Source organism: Enterobacter sp. KBR-315C3_2022 (assembly GCF_041399425.1).
In the GTDB taxonomy this organism is placed as follows: Bacteria; Pseudomonadota; Gammaproteobacteria; order Enterobacterales; family Enterobacteriaceae; genus Enterobacter.
Genome location: NZ_JBGKEB010000001.1, coordinates 276,852 through 292,337, shown reverse-complemented (window position 1 = coordinate 292,337; position 15,486 = coordinate 276,852). Strand labels below are relative to the sequence as shown.

Annotated in this window: 13 protein-coding genes; 4 read left to right on the top strand and 9 right to left on the bottom strand. The window is 60.4% G+C overall.

The window, feature by feature from the left end:
* Window positions 1-14: 14 nt before the first annotated feature.
* The 3 genes from AB8804_RS01485 to AB8804_RS01475 are packed head-to-tail and all read right to left on the bottom strand — an operon-like array spanning window position 15 to window position 3,656.
* Window positions 15-2,516, bottom strand: coding sequence for an outer membrane usher protein (locus AB8804_RS01485; protein WP_371182274.1), 2,502 nt, complete (start codon window positions 2,514-2,516; stop codon window positions 15-17).
* Window positions 2,516-3,073 (bottom strand): fimbrial protein, encoded by a 558-nt coding sequence (locus AB8804_RS01480; protein WP_371182272.1) that lies wholly within the window; start codon window positions 3,071-3,073, stop codon window positions 2,516-2,518. Before AB8804_RS01480 ends, AB8804_RS01485 begins: the two co-directional genes overlap by 1 nt.
* A gap of 49 nt (window positions 3,074-3,122) precedes the next feature.
* A complete protein-coding gene (locus AB8804_RS01475) occupies window positions 3,123-3,656 on the bottom strand; it encodes a fimbrial protein (protein WP_371182270.1) in 534 nt (177 codons plus the stop codon).
* Between the two features lie 249 nt (window positions 3,657-3,905).
* On the opposite strand from AB8804_RS01475, the gene AB8804_RS01470 reads away from it, so the two are divergent.
* Window positions 3,906-5,198, top strand: a complete 1,293-nt coding sequence (locus tag AB8804_RS01470; RefSeq protein WP_371182268.1) for a hypothetical protein — start codon at window positions 3,906-3,908, stop codon at window positions 5,196-5,198.
* A 90-nt stretch (window positions 5,199-5,288) separates the two neighbouring features.
* Here the strand turns inward: AB8804_RS01470 and AB8804_RS01465 are convergent, their stop codons facing one another.
* The 3 genes from AB8804_RS01465 to AB8804_RS01455 form a co-directional block, all read right to left on the bottom strand.
* The gene (locus AB8804_RS01465; RefSeq protein WP_371182266.1) at window positions 5,289-6,089 is read right to left on the bottom strand and encodes a phosphate/phosphite/phosphonate ABC transporter substrate-binding protein; all 801 of its coding nucleotides are present in this window, start codon (window positions 6,087-6,089) and stop codon (window positions 5,289-5,291) included.
* The gene (locus tag AB8804_RS01460; protein ID WP_371182264.1) at window positions 6,082-7,038 is read right to left on the bottom strand and encodes a fatty acid desaturase; all 957 of its coding nucleotides are present in this window, start codon (window positions 7,036-7,038) and stop codon (window positions 6,082-6,084) included. Before AB8804_RS01460 ends, AB8804_RS01465 begins: the two co-directional genes overlap by 8 nt.
* 167 nt (window positions 7,039-7,205) lie before the next feature.
* A complete protein-coding gene (locus tag AB8804_RS01455; protein WP_371182262.1) occupies window positions 7,206-8,393 on the bottom strand; it encodes an MFS transporter in 1,188 nt (395 codons plus the stop codon).
* Window positions 8,394-8,509: 116 nt separating this feature from the next.
* Between AB8804_RS01455 and AB8804_RS01450 the strand changes: the two genes are divergently transcribed.
* On the top strand, window positions 8,510-9,466 hold the full coding sequence (locus AB8804_RS01450) for an AraC family transcriptional regulator (protein WP_371182260.1): 957 nt from the start codon (window positions 8,510-8,512) through the stop codon (window positions 9,464-9,466).
* A gap of 126 nt (window positions 9,467-9,592) precedes the next feature.
* Window positions 9,593-11,275 (top strand): alpha,alpha-trehalase, encoded by a 1,683-nt coding sequence (locus AB8804_RS01445; protein WP_371182258.1) that lies wholly within the window; start codon window positions 9,593-9,595, stop codon window positions 11,273-11,275.
* A 127-nt stretch (window positions 11,276-11,402) separates the two neighbouring features.
* Here the strand turns inward: AB8804_RS01445 and AB8804_RS01440 are convergent, their stop codons facing one another.
* On the bottom strand, window positions 11,403-13,508 hold the full coding sequence (locus tag AB8804_RS01440) for a TonB-dependent siderophore receptor (protein WP_371182256.1): 2,106 nt from the start codon (window positions 13,506-13,508) through the stop codon (window positions 11,403-11,405).
* 111 nt (window positions 13,509-13,619) lie between these two features.
* Window positions 13,620-13,874: a GlsB/YeaQ/YmgE family stress response membrane protein gene (locus AB8804_RS01435; protein ID WP_112012487.1), complete on the bottom strand. Its 255-nt coding sequence runs from the start codon at window positions 13,872-13,874 to the stop codon at window positions 13,620-13,622.
* 204 nt (window positions 13,875-14,078) lie between these two features.
* Here AB8804_RS01435 and AB8804_RS01430 point away from each other — a divergent pair, with 204 nt between their 5' ends.
* On the top strand, window positions 14,079-14,810 hold the full coding sequence (locus AB8804_RS01430; RefSeq protein ID WP_371182253.1) for a flagellar brake protein: 732 nt from the start codon (window positions 14,079-14,081) through the stop codon (window positions 14,808-14,810).
* Window positions 14,811-14,845: 35 nt separating this feature from the next.
* Here the strand turns inward: AB8804_RS01430 and emtA are convergent, their stop codons facing one another.
* Window positions 14,846-15,457 carry a membrane-bound lytic murein transglycosylase EmtA gene (gene emtA, locus AB8804_RS01425; RefSeq protein WP_371182251.1) on the bottom strand — a complete coding sequence of 204 codons (612 nt, stop codon included), beginning with the start codon at window positions 15,455-15,457 and terminating at the stop codon, window positions 14,846-14,848.
* Window positions 15,458-15,486: the final 29 nt, after the last annotated feature.

The window sequence follows — 15,486 nt, the reverse complement described above, 5'->3', positions numbered from 1 at the left end:
GGATGGCTGAAATGCTATATCTGCAGCGGCTGGCAGGTTAACGGCAGAATGCGGACGCCGGTCGGCAGGGGCTTCGGCAGCGTCACGACGCACTGCGTTTGCCCATCCCACATCACCCGCATCGACTCCCCGCTGACCATCCCCGTGAGCCACACCATGCCGTCATCGTCGACGATCCCGGCCTGGCCCTCGCGATGGCTGAGCACCGTCGCACCGAACGGCGGAACGCTGCCGTTCGCAAGACGCAGCCGCACCATCGCCTTTTCACCGGCAATCATGCCAAAGCGGCGATAGCCGATGGCCCCTTCCGTCAGCGTCCCCTGCACCACCGACCGCGTTGCCTCGACGTTGTCGGCCAGGTTGTTCACGTCCACGCTGACGCTGCTGCGGTAGCCATTGCTGATATCCGCCACCACCGCCTTGCCAAAGCGGTTCGTCTGCGTTGCCGCGCCGTATCCGCGAACGGGTACCCCGGCGATGCCCGCCGTATCAACCATCATGCGCGTCCCGCCCATGCTGCTCACCCGGTGCATCGCCACGCCCTCCGGCGTCGCCGTCAGGCCGCCCTGAATCGCGCCGCCCCAGGAGCGGTAGCGCCCCTCCTCATAGGTGGTATTGGCGGTCATCTCGGCAACGTCGCCCTTGTGCGTAAAGTACCCGCTGCTGACCGCCCGGCCCTGCCGGACAACCCCGGCCTTAATCCGATAGGTATTGTTTGCGTCAATGGTGTCGAAATAGCCGACCGTCGCCCCGTTGCCTGAACTACCCGCCTGGCCGTCGACGTTGAGCGTGCCCCCGTTGCCCCACGGCACCGAGAGGCTGAGATAAGCGCCATCGTCGCGCGTATGGTTATAAAGGGTGCGGTAGGCCGACAGGGTCAGGCCAAGGTTTTTAAGCTGTCCGGCATCGAAAAAGCGCGATAGCGAGAGGTTATAGGTATCGTTATCCGGGCGGTCCCAGTAGGTCTGGTGGCTATAGTTCACGTAGGCGCTCAGCCCCAGCTGCCGAAACTGCTTGTTAAACGCAATGGTGTAGAGCTCTTTGTTGTTACTCCCCGCGATGCCGTGATAGCGCGCGTTTAAATATTCGGCCATGTTCATAAAGTTACGCTGCGAGAAGCGATAGCCCGCAAAGGTGACCTGGCTGTCGTATTCGTCAAAGCGCTTGGAGTAGCTGAGGCGCCAGGAGCCGCCGGACCGGCTGCCCGTCTGCGGCAATACCGCCCGCGACTCGGTGAAGTCAAACGAGACCGCCCCCAGCGCCAGCAGGTCACGCCCGACGCCGGTCGCCAGCGCGTTATAGTCACCCGCCAGCAGGCTGCCGCCGTAGAGCGACCAGCCGTTGTTGATCCCCCACGAAAACTCCCCCGTGGCAAATCCCGGCCCCACGCTGTTGTGGCGGTAGTCCGACGGCTTGCCCAGCGCCAGCTTGTAACGCACCATGCCCGGCCGCGTCAGATAGGGAATGTTGGCGGTATCCATCTGGAAATGGCGAACGGTGCCGTCCTGCTCCTGTATCTCCACGTCCAGCGTGCCGGAAACCGCCGTGTTCAGATCCTGAATGCGAAACGGCCCCGCCGCCACGGTGGTTTCGTGCAGCACGCGTCCCTGCTGGCTAATCGTGACCTTCGCGTTGGTCCTCGCGACACCGACCACCTCCGGCGCATAGCCGCGCAGGTTGGGCGGCAGCATATTGTCATCCGACTCCAGGCTGCTTCCCGTGTAGCGGAAACTGTCAAACAGCCCCGAGTTGAGGTAGTTCTCCCCCATCATCAGCTTCGACTTCAGCAACGGCAGCGCCCGCCACGCGTAGTAGCGGCTCCACGCCCACTCGCGCTGGCTGTCCTGATACATTCCGTCGCTGTGGCTGTAGCGCCCCTGCCAGTCGGCGCGCACCCGCCAGCCGCCGACGTTAAAACCGGTGGTGCCGTTGCCCGTCAGCGATTTCATCTCGCGGCGGCTTCCCGTGGCATACCGCGAGGACTGGCCGTTGAGGTTATAGTCAAAAATGGCCCCGCCAATCCCCTCGTCCCAGCTGCCGGGGGGATCCCAATTCTCGGCGGTGTATTCGAGGTAGGCCTGAGGAATGCTCAGGTACAGGGTGTTAGATCCCAGGTCCGCGCGCTGGCTGGCTCCCGGCAGGCTCGCCAGCTGCAGGCAGGTGCCGTCATGCCACCAGGTCAGCGAGCTTTGCAGCGCGGATTTAAGCCCAAGCAGCGCCACGAGGTCGCGCGTCAGGCACGCCTCGCTGCCCTTTGGGTCATCGTCCGGCGCCAGAAAACCGAGCGGCTGTTCGGGCAGCTCGGTTTTGTTCAGGCGAACCACCATCTGGTACTTTCCCGGCATAATAAAACCGGCGCGGGAAAACTGACTCAGGTCGATATGCGCCCGATCGCTGACGTCCAGCACGTCGGTATTAAACTGAATGCTTTGCGCCGCATACCCCTTAGTCATTCCTCCCTGCAGGGCCAGGCTGACCACCACCGCAATGCCCGAATAGTTAAAAACGTGCCTCATCAAAAATAATCCAGTTTGAAACGCACCGTCGTCTGGTACGCACCCGCGCGCAGCTTCTGGTGGTTACCCACCAGCCGCAGGCTGTAATCAAGGCGCATGGCGCCGGGCTGTAGCTGCCCCGACGAAGAGGCGATACCCGGCAGCATGCGGTTGCCTGCGGCGTCCATAATTTCCAGACCGATCCCGCGGGCCTCGCCGCGAAGCGCGAAGAGCGAGCCATCGGTGATGGCCCCGTCGAAGGTGACGCGAAAATGTGACCAGTCAGGATGGTTTGGCAGCATCGGCTCCAGCGCGCAGTTCTCGAGGTGAATGCTGAACGGCTTTGATGGCCCGCCCCCAGCATTGATGATCTGATCCAACGGCATCGTGATGAGGTCGATCGCCTGATCGCGGCTATCGACCTTGATCGCGCAGGGCGTATCGATAATCGCCCCCTGCATGCTGACCTTGCCATGCCCCTGACTGGTGGCGTTCGCCGCCGCTGCGCCCGCGCAGACGAAGGGCAACGTCAGCCACAGCAGCCGCACAGGCGTGACAAATGAAGCGCTACGTTTCATAGATTTCCCGCAAAAAACCGAACCAGACGGCCGCAAGGCCAACGTCGTCTTACTGGTAAGCCAGGGTGAAGTTGGCAACCGAGGTAAACTCGCCCGGCACCACGGAGGACGTGGCGCCGTTCCCCTGCAGGTAAGCGGCATAGGTCAGGGTGTTATCACCCTGCTGGGTTTTGGTGGCCGAGCTCGGCGTGCCAAGCGGGATGCTGGTGCCATTGTCATTGGTAATGCCGATGGCCGCGCCGCTGGCCGTGCCGACCAGCGCCAGGTAGCCCGGCTGGGCGCTGGATTCTGAACCGGTGAAGGTGATGGTGACCGTTTTATCCGTCAGGCCAGCGAGATCGCAGCTTTCCAGCTTGATATCAAACGGACGTGGACGCGATTTCCCGCCGTTCGCCAGCGCTTTGTTGGAAATTTCACCGAGGTCAACGGTCTGTTCAATGGTATCGGGGGTAATTGAACAAGGGGCGTCGATAATAGCGCCGGTAAATGTGACCTTGCCGTGACCCTGATCGGCCGCCTGTACCTGACAGGCGAGTACGGTGGTCGTCATGCCGAGCGCCCAGGCCCATTTGGTTAATTGCATCGTTGTTCATTCCTGTAAAAGTTAATAGATACACCAACACACACTTTATTCGCATAGAGTGAGTGGCTTTAATCTACTTAATTTTTACTGGCACGACTTTCAAAAAACGACACCGCAAAAATATGCCCTTTTCAGTAAAAAGCGTTTTTTGCAAGAAGCTCACGATAGCGCATGACACTATACAACCCGTCAGCTAAACCGCTCCTGTGAACGGTTTTATATTTTGAATTAATGCCAAGCGAGGAAATTATGTCGTTAACCGTACGTGAACAAAATCGATTTATTGCTGCCCTTGATAACCTAAGAACTTCAGAACGGGTGCATAAAAGCGATCTTAAAACCGTTAATAAAACGCTGGATAAAATGGGCGGCGTGGCTAACAGTAAAGAATTACTCGCCAGCCTGAGCGACCGAATGCGTAATAACTTCGACATTAAAGATTCTAAAAACGTCGAGTCATTCATTGAAAATGTTAAGGTCAAGCTTGAGAAGCAGGAATCAAAGATCCACGACAAGAAGCTCACCCAGCTGAACAATATTGGCGACCGTATTTTCCAGGCTAGCCAAAAAATTGAGGTTGATCACCTTAGCAAAGAGATCGCATACCAGACGAAAGTGGCAAACAGCCATGTAGAAAGCGCCAAATCTGATAAAAATCTGGTGCATGAAATGATTGACAAACGAAATGAAGCAATAGATTTCGTGGCTGTCGAGAAGCAAAAATTAGAGCAGATCACTCCACAGCAGATTACCGAAGATCAGGAAAAGCGTATTGATAAATTAACCAAAAAAATGAACAGCGATATTGACAGGCTGAAGGTAGACATTCGCAGAATTAATAAACGCGAGCCTGAGCTTGTTAGTTTCCTGAATAAATATGGAAAAACCGACGTATTAAATGATTTGGCCAAAGCGCAAAACAATAAATTTCTTAAGGGGAAAATGGCTACGCCTGAATATGCTGAAAAGATGTTTGGCACCAAGACCATCGTGGTTGAGGGTCGACGCTCCTATTCTGCTACGACCACAAAAGAGGTGCTGAGCGACAGCGGCTCAGCGTTCCTTACCCGCATGAAGAAATATAATAGTGCGCAACATGAGGTCGCGAACATTAAGCAGGATATTCGCCGCCTGGAATCAGCCCGAGACACGCGCATCGCGGCCATTAAGGCTGAAGAACGTTCGCCGCTGCAGTCAAAATATGACGCAAGAATTGCGCAATATCAGGAAGGTTTCGAGGAGATGGGTGAAACCGGTAGCCGCGCGCTGAACACGTTAGCGAAGCGAATTAATATTATCGATAGCACCATTAAGGATACAACCGCACTGAAGAAGGATATCGAAGAAAAAGCCGAGCGTATGGCCGACCCTGAAGTTAAACAGTCAGCCGCGCGTCATGATGACAGCATCAGCAGGCTCGTCGTCAAGAAAGAGAAGCTGGAAAACAGCTACCAGCGGCTCGTTGAGGCGGCAAAAACCGGTAATAACTACGTCAGCGACGTTGAATCCGACAGCGGTAGCGATTACGAAAGCCACGTCTAACCGCGCCTGACCCTCTCCACGAGAGTCACGTTTAAAATCCACGCCCCGGCGTGGATTTTTTTGTTAATTACCCTGCGCGCTTATTAAGCGCTAAAGCCTTGTCACCCCCTGCTTTTCGGCCTCGCCGCGCCAGTCGAGCAGAAGCGAGTACGGCTGGCGCGACATCGCCCTAAAGCCGCCAATCAGCATTGAGTCACACACATCTTCATACCGCGGCGCGCTGGCCAGCGTATGCAGCGCATCGCGCAGGATCGCCAGCGTTTCAGGCGACGTTTTCCCGGAGGTAATCAGCGGCAGCCCCGGCGCGGGCGGCGTTTGCCCCATCACCGCCAGTCCGTCAAGCAGCTGCGGCTCATGCCGCGCCAGCAGCGCCCAGGTGACGCAGTCAACGGCGGCGATATCCCCTCGCCCGCTAATTACGTCGATCAGCGACTGACGGTGGCTGCCGCTTAGGTGAACGCGTTCGAAAAAGCGCCCCTTCACCGCAAGCGGCGCGATCGTCTTCAGCAGCGCGTTGTAGCCGGACTGGGAGTCCGCCGAGTTGCACACCGCCCGCCGCCCGCGAAAGTCGGCAAGCGTGAGGCGCTTATCCTCCTCGCGCACCGCCAGCAGGCTCCGGTAGTTAACGCCCTCGCAGCCGGGCGCGGTGTATTCAAAGCAGCCCACGACCTGAACATCCGGCAGCGCGGTCACCAGCGGGTAGCCGCAGGTCTGGCTCAGGATCAGATCCGGCTGCCGCCAGTGGCTCAGCAGGTCGCCCTCCGGCCAGGCCGGGGAGCGCTCGGGAATGATTACGCCGCGCGCCCGCAGCAGGGCGAAAACCGCCTGCCGCAGCGCCAGCGTCTCGCTGCGGTTCACCGCGTACATGGGAAAGGCGAGCACGCTACTCATGGTGGTCTTTTTTCACTCCGGGATGAACGGTGACGTCGATCGGTTTTCCCCAGAACAGGCGCGCCCATTCGCTGTAGCCGTTGACGACGAACCCTTGGTTACGCCGCCGGTACGCCTCACGGTTTTGCTCGTATACCGTTCTCAGCCCGTACCAGGGCACGCCGGGGAGATCGTGATGCACTGAATGGTAGTTGAGATTGAGAAAGAGCACGCGCCAGAATGGCCCCGCCTCGTTGATCGCCGATCGTGCCAGCGGATCGTCCGCCGCGCGGTGTTCCATGAAGGATCGCACCTTGGTCAGCGCCAGCGCGGGGTAGCTCACCGCCAGCAGGTACCAGACCGGGGAAAAGCCGAGGTGCGCCATTCCGCCGAGCAGCAGCGCCAGCAGCCCGAGGTGGATCAGCCACATCGCGATCCCCCGCCCGTCGCGCTGGCGAAACGCCGCCGCGGCGCTGCCCAGCGTCTGGATAATATCCAGCAGCGGCGCCAGCAGCAGGCGTCCGGGGAAGGTATTGCGCGCGCGAATGAGCCGCTTGCGCCAGGGGGAAAATCCCGTCCAGCTCCGCTCGGTGAAGTAGTAGGATTCGGGGTCGTCCTCCGGGACGGTAAGCGTTTCATTGCGATGGTGCGCCAGGTGGGAATCGCGGTACAGCCCGTAGGGATACCACACCGCCAGCGGCAGCGTGCCGAACAGCTGGTTAAAACGGGGATTGCGCGTCGGATGGCCGTGGATCAGCTCGTGCTGGAGCGCCATGTACCAGGCGGTAAGAACGATCAGCAGCAGCGTGGCGGGCAGCAGCCCCAGCGTTTCCCAAAAGGCGAGCGTGGCAAACCAGCCGCCGTAAACGGTGATAATCACGCCCCAGGTCGGCAGCTCCGTGCGCCACAGAAAGCGGCGGTAAAGCCGGTGGATCTCGTTGCGCTGCTGCTCGTCTACATAGTGGCTCATTCCTTCAGGTGCCCTTCCCGTCAGTGACAATAGCCTCTGACGATCCGGGAACGCGCCTGAATGCACAACGAACTTATATCGCGTTGCTTTGCCGAAAAGCGGTGAAGCCGCGCGAGTGAAATGCCCCGCCCTGCGGCCCGGCCCCCCTTAGCGACCGGGCCAGCCGTTTACGCCGCTTTGACCTTTACGCCCGTAAAGACGATGATCATTGCGGTAACCAGCAGCAGGCCGCTTCCGGCAAACACGCCGCTGGCGCCGTTGAGGTCGAACACCACTCCGCCGCCCGCCGCGCCCGCGCTTATCGCCAGCTGGATAGACGCCACCAGCAGGCCGCCCGCGCTTTCAGCCTCGTCCGGCACGGTGGTCGCAAGCCACGTCGACCAGCCCACCGGCACCAGGCCAAAGGCAAAGCCCCACATCGCCACCAGCAGCCCGTCGAGCATCGCCAGATGACCAAACGCCACCATCATCAGCGCCAGCACGCCCATGGCGAACGGCACCAGCGCCAGCGTCAGGCGCAGGTTGCGCGCCAGCAGATGCCCGGCGATTGAGGTGCCGACAAAGTTTGCCACGCCAAAGCCCAGCAGGATCAGCGAGATGGTTTCGACGCTGGCCTGCCCCACCGTTTCGAGGAACGGGCGCAGATAGGTAAAGAAGGCGAAATGGCCGCTGAAGATCAGAATGGTCGCCAGCATCCCGCCGATCATTCCCGGACGGCGCAGCACGCGGAACAGCGTCGCCAGCCCGCCGCTGCTCTCCGGCTTCATCGACGGCAGAACCCACAGCTGCCACAGCAGCGCCACCATGCTCGGCACGATGCAGAGGATAAAGACGTTGCGCCAGCCGATCAGGCTCCCGAGATAGCTGCCGAGCGGCGCGGCGACCACCGTGGCAATCGAGACGCTGGAGAAAATCACCGCCAGCGCCTTCGGCACCTTATCGGCGGGCACCAGGCGCATCGCCGTGGCGGTGGACATGGCCCAGAACCCGCCGATGGCGACCCCGAGCAGCAGCCGTCCCAGCAGCAGCACGTGCAGCGTCGGCGCAAAGGCCACCAGCAGGCTGGAGATGATTTGCAGCACGGAGAAGAACATCAGCACCCAGCGGCGGTCAATGCTTTTGGTCGCCGACGTAATCAGCAGCCCCGTGACCAGCGCCACCAGCGCCGTGGCGGTTACCGCCTGCCCGGCCATGCCTTCCGATACCCCCAGGCTTGCGGCCATCGGCGTCAGCAGGCTGGCGGGCAGAAACTCGGCGGTGATCAGGCCAAACACGCCCAGCCCCAGTGAATAGACGGCCCGCCAGGCGGGCTTTGCAGGCGCAATCGCCTCGCTCGCCGCGACACATTGATTCATCTGTTGTACTCCCGTTATAAAAATGTGACTAATGTCGCAAAAGCATAGAGCGTTCCCCGTGGACGATCTATGACATATAATCTTCACTTATTGATAATTCGTCCGGAGTTACCCTCATGACCGCCCATTCACCCGATTTGATCAGCGAACTTCTGCGCGGCATGCGCCTGTCGGGGGTGAAATACCGGCGGATCGAGGCCAGCGCGCCGTTCGGCGTGGCGTTTCACCAGGCGTCCGGCAGGGCGCAGTTTCACTTCGTGAGCCACGGCACGGCGCTGCTGCGCATGGAGAGCGGCGCGACCTTTGCGCTCGGCGGCGGCGACTCGCTGTTTATCCCCAACGGCAACGCCCACGTGCTGCTCTCGGACGAACAGGCCGAGGTGACGCCGGTCAACGCCTTTCCCAGCGAGGCCATCTGCAATACGGTCTGCGCCATCTCCTGCGAGCCGTGCCCGGAGCGCGAGAACACGGTGATTTTCAGCGGCTGCATGGACTTTGAGCTAGGCGGCATGCAGCCGTTAATCAAGGCGATGCCGGAGGTGATGCTGGTCAGCCGGTTAATGTCGACCTGGCCGGAGATCCACCCGCTGCTGGCCGCGATGGAGCGCGAGTCGATGACGCGCCAGGTGGGCTATGCGGGCATCCTCGCGCGCCTCGCGGACGTGGTGGCGGCGCTTATCGTGCGCGGCTGGGTAGAGGCGGGATGCGGTAAAGCCGCGGGCTGGGTGCAGGTGCTGCGCGACCCGCGCCTGAGCCGGGCGATTTACGCCATGCACCAGCAGCCCGGCGTCAACTGGAGCGTAGCGGATCTGGCCAGGGAGGCCGGGACATCGCGCTCGGTCTTTGCGGAGCGCTTCCTCTCCGCTACGGGAACCACCCCGGCGAAATACCTTAGCGAGCTGAGAATGCGCCTCGCGGTGCAGTACATTCGCCACGAGCATCAGCCTATCGAAACCGTGGCGCTGCGCCTGGGCTACGGATCGCTGGCCGCGTTTAGCCGGGCGTTTAAGCGAATTGTCGGGCACGCGCCGGGCGCGCTGCGGGAATCGATCCCATCCGCGGAGGAAATCTGAGCGGGAAATCGTCTGGTTGTGCGCAAAATGGGAGATGGAACACGCGAAGCCGCGCAAATTCGTCTAAGGTTTTCAGGTGATTGACAACAGTGGCCACGCTGCTCATCGAATACAGGAGAATAACCGATGACAAAACCTCATACACTCCGCCCTGCGCTTTTGCATCTTGCACTAGGAGGCGCTCTACTGGGATTTTCCGCGTGGGGTTATGCAGACGATCTGCCCGCGGGGCAGAAAAATTCCCCCGACGTTCTGCTCGGTCCTCTCTTTAATGACGTGCAGAGCGCGAAGCTGTTCCCGGATCAAAAAACCTTCGCCGACGCCGTGCCGAACAGCGATCCGCTGATGATCCTCGCGGACTACCGGATGCAGCGCGCCCAGTCCGGTTTCGATCTTCGCCACTTTGTTGACGTGAACTTTACCCTGCCGAAAGAGGGTGAAAAGTACGTCCCGCCCGCGGGCCAGACCCTGCGCGAACATATTGACGGCCTCTGGCCGGTGCTGACCCGCACCACCGACAAGGCCGAGAAGTGGGATTCGCTCCTGCCGCTGCCTAAGCCGTACGTTGTGCCCGGCGGACGCTTTCGCGAGGTCTACTACTGGGACAGCTACTTCACCATGCTGGGCCTGGCCGAGAGCGGCCACTGGGACAAAATCAGCGATATGGTGGACAACTTCGCCTATGAAATCGACACCTACGGGCATATTCCCAACGGCAACCGCAGCTACTACCTGAGCCGCTCCCAGCCGCCGTTCTTCTCGCTGATGGTTGAACTGCTGGCGACCCACGACGAGGGCGCGCTGAAAAAATACCGTCCGCAGATGGAAAAAGAGTACGCCTACTGGATGGACGGCGTCGATGCGCTGCAGCCCGGACAGGCCAACAAGCGCGTGGTCAAGCTGGATGACGGCACGATCCTCAACCGCTACTGGGACGACAGCGACACGCCGCGCCCGGAGTCGTGGCTTGACGACGTGACGACCGCAAAAGGCAACCCAAACCGCCCGGCAACGGAGATTTACCGCGATCTGCGCTCCGCCGCCGCGTCCGGCTGGGACTTTAGCTCCCGCTGGATGGACGATCCGCAGAAGCTTGGCACCATCCGCACCACCAGCATCGTTCCCGTCGACCTGAACGCGCTGATGTTCAAAATGGAGAAGCTGCTGGCGCGCGCCAGCCAGGACGAGGGCGATGCCGCCAGCGCCAGCAAATACGACGCGGCGGCCAGCGCGCGGCAAAAGGCGATTGAAAGCCACCTGTGGAACAGCAAGGAAGGCTGGTACGCGGATTACGATCTCAAGAGCAAAAAGGTGCGCAATCAGCTGACGGCCGCGGCGCTGTTCCCGCTTTACGTGAAGGCCGCGGCGCAGGATCGCGCGGATAAGGTTGCGGCGGTTGCCTCCTCGCGCCTGCTGAAGCCGGGCGGCATTTCGACCACCACCGTCAACAGCGGGCAGCAGTGGGACGCGCCGAACGGCTGGGCGCCGCTGCAGTGGGTGGCGGTTGAAGGGCTGCAAAACTACGGGCAGGACAAAGTGGCGATGGACGTGACCTGGCGATTCCTGAAAAACGTGCAGCACACCTACGACCGTGAGAAAAAGCTGGTGGAGAAATATGACGTGTCTTCCACCGGGACGGGCGGCGGCGGCGGGGAATATCCGCTGCAGGACGGGTTTGGCTGGAGCAACGGCGTGACGCTCAAGATGCTGGATCTGGTCTGCCCGAAAGAGAAGCCGTGCGACAGCGTGCCGGAGAATCAGCCTGCGGCGAATGACGAAGCGGCACCCGTGAAGAGTGCAGCGCAGTAAGCGAGCATTGCCGGGTGGCGGCTGCGCCTTACCCGGCCTACGGTGAATGTGCAAGCCCGGTACGCGTTAGCGTCACCGGGCGTTTTTATTTGTAGGCCCGGTAAGCGCAGCGCCACCGGGCGTTTTTTTAGAAGCTGTAGCTCGCCCCGAGCTGATACGTCCGGTCGCGCCCGATCCAGCAGTTGGTCGCGTCGTAGCAGGTCAGCGTCTCCTTGTTGGTGACGTTCTGCGCGCTGGCCTTAAGCGTCAGCCCCTTGAGCGATGGCGAGATTTCCCCCATCTGGTACGACGCCGCAAGATCGTACTGCGTCGTTCCGCCCAGCCTGCCCGCGTCGTTGGTCGGCGATATCTCCATCGGCCCGGTGTAGCGCGCGCCCGCGCCCAGGGTCAGCCCCTTCAGCAGCGTGCTGTCGAAGGCGTAGTCTCCCCACAGGTTGAACGCATTTTCCGGCACCTGCGTGGGGCGTTTGCCCTGATACTTATCGTCCTGAGTATTGATGGCGTGGGTGTAGGCGTAGTTAGCAATCAGCGTCAGGCTGTCCGTTGGGCGGCTCACTGCCGACAGCTCTGCCCCCTTCGATTCCACTTCCCCGGTCTGACGGTAGTTCAGGAAGCCCGGATCGGACGTCACCACGTTCTTCTGGCGAATGTTAAATACCGAGGCGGTAAAGGTCGTCGCGTAGTCGGCCAGCAGGTATTTCACCCCGCCCTCAACCTGTTTGCTGGTGGTCGGCTTGACGTCTTTTGCCGTCAGCGTGCCCTGCGGCGAGACGGGCGCAAAGCCTTCCGAATAGCTGATGAACGGGGAAAGGCCGTTGTCGAACGCGTAGAGCGCGCCCAGGCGCTTGGTCACGCGGTCCTGAGAAACCCACGCCTTGTCGCCGTTTTTCAGGTAGTCGGTCGTGACGGAGCGGTAATCGTCGTAGCGCAGGCTCGCCAGCAGGTTCAGCCCGCCATACTCAACCTGATCCTGAACGTAGTAGCCGTTTTGCTGATAGCTCAGGCGGTTTTTCTGCGCGGTGTAGAGCCCCAGCGCCCCTTCGTCAATCTGCGAATAGTCCGGGTTGCGCATATCGATGCCCGGCGTCGCGGCCGACGCGTAGCGGTAGTGGAAGTGCGAGTCCATCTTCTGGTAGTCAAAGCCGGCCAGCAGGTGGTGCTGCCACTCGCCCAGCGCCACGGTTTTGGTCACCTGGTTGTCGATGTTAAAGCTCTTAAGATCCTCATCCGTGGTGTAGGCAAAGCGGTTCAGCTCATAGACCTCGCTGCCGGTGCCCGTGGCGTACACGCTGCGCTGGTGGGTATCAACGTCAAAGTAGCGCGCCTTCTGGCTGAAGCCCCAGCCGCTGTCGAACTCGTGCTCAAAGCTGTAGCCCAGCATCCACTGGCGCTGCTTAAAGCCGCTCCACTCATCCCCGGCGAAGGCGCGGCGATCGGCGTACTGCGAGCGCAGGTAGGAGAGCGGCAGCGGGTTAGACGGCGACAGGCTCGGGGTATTTTGCGCCAGCGCGTCGACGGTGAGCCGCGTTTTGCCGTCCGGCTGCCAGGTCACGGACGGGGCCACCAGATAGTTTTCATAGCGCGTGGTGTGCGGCTGGTCGTCGTTCTCGGTCGCTTTGCCCAGCAGACGATAGCTCCAGTCGCTGTCGGCAATCTGGCCGGTGGAGTCGAGATAGCCCTCCTTCAGATTGCGGTTCCCGGTGGTGAAGCCCAGCTCGGTTTTCGCCGCCTTCTGCGGCTTCTTGCTTTGAATATTGACCAGGCCGCCCGGCGAGCCGCCGCCGTACAGCACCGAAGATGGCCCCTTGAGGATATCGACGCTCTCAATCAGCAGCGGATCGATGCGCGCCTTGGTGTTCCCCGTGACGTTGTACGGCAGCTGTAGCCCGTTGTAGAACTCCTGATCGACGGTGAATCCGCGGATTTTATATTCGCTCATGTAGGAGGTATTGCCGCGCACCTCTGTCGACACGCCAGGGGCGTAGCGCAGGATCTCGTTTACGGAGCTGGCGTGGCGCTGCTCGATTTGCGGAGCCGACACGGTGTTGATCACCTGCGGCGTTTTACTTTCGGCCACCGCGGACTTGGTGGCGCTGTTGGTCCAGGCGGGCAGCTCGCTTCCCTGCTCCGATCCGGTGACGAGAATGGTGGATTCTTCAGCGAACGCGGGAACCTGCAATGCCAGCGCTACGGCTCCTGCCAGCGCGCCTTGCGCGAAACGTGTGGTGTTCATAGTGTCGTCTTGATATATATAATATTGTGAACGACAATTATTATCATTTCAATTAGCAAATCAATACGCAAATAAAAAAACGGCCCTCCGAAGAGAGCCGCCTGAGATTTTTTATGCCCGCCTGAGCAGTCGAAACACGATCAGCACCACGACGGCGCCGACCACGGCCACCAGGAAGCTGTGCAGGTTGAAGCCGCTGATGCTCCCGCCGACGCCGAACATCGTCGCCAGCCAGCCGCCAACAACCGCACCCACGACACCCAGGACACAGGTCAAAATAAAGCCGCCGCCGTCGCGCCCCGGCATAAGCAGTTTGGCGATAGCCCCGGCAATAAGACCAAAAACAATCCAGGCGATGATACCCATAGCGATGCCCTCTTGCAGATGAATGCCTGCGCAGAAACCCTCCTGCGCCAGTAGCTTAAGTATAGGCCATCGTCAGAAAATCAGTTTCAACTCACCGACTTAAATTGGCCTACGCTTAAAAAAACTCACCGGTTTGTATTAAGTTTCACCGCGGGCTGCCGATAACCCACAGACAGTCCGTGATACATCGAGGAGCCATCTGGCGTGAGTAATTACAGTGAGCAGTTTCTGAAGCAAAATCCGCTGGCTGTACTGGGGGTGCTGCGCGACCTGCAAAAGGGCGAAGTGCCGCTGCGCATCAGCTGGGCCGACAGCCAGTTCATCAGCAAAATTCTGGACGCCTCGCCGGATGCGCTGATTATCGACCTTGGCAGTCAGGAGCAGGAGAACCGCGCCGTGCTGCGCGCGGAGCACATTTCGGTGATGGCGGAAACCCAGGGCGCGAAGGTGGAGTTCGTTCTGCCGCGCCTGTCGCCGAGCGTTTATCAGGGGCTGCCCGCGTTCACCTCCTCGCTGCCGCTGAACCTTTGGTTCGTGCAGCGCCGGGAATATTTCCGCATCAGCGCGCCTCTGCATCCCGCCTACTTCTGCAAAGCCAAAATGCCGGATAAAAAAGAGATCCGCTTTCGCCTTTTCGACCTGTCGCTGGGCGGCATGGGCGCGCTAATGGACGTGCCGAAGCCCGACGGACTGGTCGAAGGGATGCGCTTTACGCAGATCGAGCTGGATATGGGGGGATTTGGGCGCTTCTGGTTTGACGCCCAGCTGATTGCCATCAGCGAGCGTAAGGTGGTGGACGGTAAAAATGAGACCATTACCACCCCGCGCCTGAGCTTTCGCTTCCTGAACGTGGGGCCAGCGGCCGAGCGCGAGCTTCAGCGCATTATCTTTTCTCTGGAGCGCGACGCGCGCGAGCGCGCCAGCAAGGTGTTGTAAAGCGCGTCGGGCAGGCGGGCCGCCCGACGGCGGCATTACATGGCGTCCATCGCCTTCTGCACTTTCCAGATGTAGCGCGGCGCCTGCGGTGCCGGGTGATTTTTCGCGACGTGCTCGACGAACTCGTCCTTGTCCATATCGTTAATCTCCTCGATGGCTTCCTTACGGTCGGACGAGAAGGTCCGCAGCAGCGCCCCTGCCCCGTTCACGTAGGAGACCACCAGCGCGTACTGCATCACCTCGGGATCTTCTATCCCCTTCAGCACGCCGTGTTCCAGTATGCTCAGGTACGCCGTGCCCATCGAGATGTTACGCTCCGGGTTTTTCAGCTCGCTGGTCGACGGCTGCCCGCTCCAGCCCATGTAGCGGTAAACCTCTTTCCCCGCCGTTGACGCCTTAAGCTGCATCAGACCCACCGCGTTCGATTTGCTCACCAGCGTCGGGTTGCCGCCGGACTCCACGGCGATGATCGCCGTGATCAGGCGCGGGCTCACGCCCCAGGCTTTCCCGGCCTGCTCGCTGATCGGCATCCACTGCATGGCCCGCTTCACCGGCACCTCGGGATTCCAGGGGGGATTTTTATAATCCTGTTTCGAACTACAGCCAGCAAGCAGCACAATTAAAAAAGCAAACCATCTCAATTTCACGTCATCTGTCCTTATAGCCGGTCATCGCG